The sequence below is a fragment of the Citrobacter sp. CtB7.12 genome, assembly GCF_001297795.1.
GTDB classification, from domain to species: domain Bacteria; phylum Pseudomonadota; class Gammaproteobacteria; order Enterobacterales; family Enterobacteriaceae; genus Citrobacter_A; species Citrobacter_A amalonaticus.
This window is the reverse complement of sequence record NZ_LIFT01000028.1, coordinates 1-2626: the sequence shown is the minus strand read 5'-3', so window position 1 is coordinate 2626 and position 2626 is coordinate 1. Positions and strand designations below refer to the sequence as shown.

Below are 2626 nucleotides of genomic sequence, written 5' to 3'. Positions count from 1 at the left end.
TTAAGGTTTTAAAGATGAACGGACCCGCTTTGCCTTTTAATTAATTTTTACTGCGTCTTTTATGCTCTTATCCGAAAAAAGAGTAGTACGGAAAAGGTATTCCTATGAAAACACAAAAAATGAAATGCAAACCACCCTCACCGGGGAAATTGGCACTCTGTATCGCCAGTGCGCTGGCGCTCGGAGGATTTAGCGGGCAAGTCGCTGCGGCATGCGGTTACACCACCACTGCTCAACTCTTTTGCGATAACACCACAATCTATCACTACGGCAATCCACTTGGCGGGTCGGCAAGGGATTACAGTGGTTTTGATGAAGTGCGTATTGATACAACTTCAGAAGGTACTACTGCTGGCCTAACAGGTTGGGGTGTCTATATTGATAATATTGGTTATAAGTTCAAAAATCTGGTTATCAATACCACAGGCACTGCAGCAGATGGAATCCATTCTAAAAATGCTGGGGGCAAGCTGATTGCCGATAATATTTACATCACCGCAACAGGAAGTAGCGCTGATGGTATAAATATCGGTCGTGAACTCCAGGCGGATTATTCAATCGTTGAAGTCAATGGCGACGTGACCGTTGATGCTGAAAATGGAATGGGGTTACGTGCTAACGCATCGGCGAATAAAGACAATGCCCAGTCATCCATAATTATTCATGGGAATACGGATATTGTTACTCGTGGTCCCGGAAGCATGAATACAGGTTATGGTATTTATGCAGGTAGAGATCCTGCACAACTGACAGGAACGGCAAGAGGAAATGCGGATATTACGCTCAATGGCGCGACGTCAGTCACGACGTCAGGTCGAAATGCACATGCAGTGTATGTGGGGCGTAAAGGAACCATAAACCTAAATAACGTTGATTTAAAAACCTCTGGTGTCACTGCGCACGGCGTTTATGCGTCTTCATCTACTGAGTCCGCAACGGTGAACCTGGGTGGCGACACGAAAATTCAGGTAACTGACAGTGGCGCTTATGCCATTTACGCATATGGTTCGCAGGCCGTCATTCGTTCATGGGATTACGCTACCGATACGGCTGACTCAGGTGTGTACGACATTGAAGGCAATTTACGTGCTTATTATGGCGGCACCATGGATCTGCGTATGGAAGATGGAAGCCGCTTTGTAGGCAAAGCCGATTCCTCACAAGAGAATAGTAATGCAACCTACCACGGCTCGCTGGATTTGAGTATGAAGGGCGCCAGCAGCGAATGGACGATGACTGGAAATTCCGTGGTCTCTAATCTGACGCTGGATCAGGCGACGCTGCGCTACAGTCCTGACGGCGTGTCTCGCGATGATGCGGGAACCTTCAAAACATTGACTGTGATAGGAAACTACATCGGGACCAACGCGCTGTTAGTGCTGAATACCGTACTGGAAGGTGACGGTTCATTAACTGACATGCTGAAAGTGAATGGCGATACCTCCGGTAATACCAAAGTGGGGATCAACAACATTGGTGGTGTGGGTGAACTGACCGTCGATGGGATTAAAATTGTTGAGGTTGCCGGAAACTCTGACGGTACCTTTACCAAATCAGGGCGTATCGTCGCCGGTGCGTACGACTATGACGTGGTGAAAAAAGCCAGTGACTGGTATCTGACCAGCGAGCTGTCACCGGTGGATCCGCCGCCAGTGGAGCCGCCTCCGCCACCACCGACTGAGCCGGATCCCGATCCCGCGCAGCCAGACCCAACTGATCCTCCAGGACCGCCAGTATATCCGGGTCCCGTCGAGCACCAGTATCGCCCTGAATTCGGGAGTTATCTGGCGAACAACTATGCGGCCAATACGATGTTTATCACCCGTCTGCATGACCGTCTGGGTGAAACTCAGTATACCGATATGCTGACTGGCGAAGAAAAAGTCACCAGTATGTGGATGCGTAACGTAGGGGGCCATAATCGCTTTACTGACGGCAGCGGGCAGTTGAAAACCAACGCTAACCGTTATGTTTTGCAGTTAGGCGGCGACCTGGCGCAGTGGAGCAGCGACGGCCTCGATCGCTGGCATCTGGGTGCCATGGCGGGTTATGCCAACCAGAAAAGTAAAACCCGTAACAGTTACACTGGCTATTCGTCTCGTGGACAGGTAGATGGTTACAGCGTCGGTCTGTATGCCACCTGGTATGCCAATGAAGCGGATAAGACCGGGACCTATCTGGATAGCTGGGTACTGTATAACTGGTTTGATAACACCGTTAGCGGCGAACATCTGGCCAGCGAAAACTACAAATCCGACGGTATCACGGCGTCTGTTGAAGGGGGTTATAGCTTCCTGGTCAGGGAAAGTGAAAATAAAACCTACTGGCTCCAACCGAAAGCGCAGGTTATCTGGATGGACGTGCAGGCCGATTCACATCGTGAGCACAACGGGACGGTGGTTAAAGACAAAACTGACGGCAACCTGATGACTCGCCTCGGCGTCCGTGCTTACCTGAAATGTCATGCGGAGAAAGATACCGATAAAGGCCGTGATTTCCAGCCGTTCATTGAAGCGAACTGGATCCACAACACCAATAACCAGACCGTACAGATGGGCTCCATCAAGGATGACATCAGCGGGACACGTAACATTGGTGAGCTGAAAGTGGGTATTGAAGGGCAAAT

The 2626-nt window shown here is 50.0% G+C and carries 1 protein-coding gene; it reads left to right on the top strand.

What is annotated here, in order from left to right; translation table 11 throughout:
• Positions 1–104 precede the first annotated feature (104 nt).
• Positions 105–2626: autotransporter outer membrane beta-barrel domain-containing protein (locus AOY24_RS21845; RefSeq protein WP_054177374.1), on the top strand; the 2522-nt coding region annotated here is incomplete at its 3' end.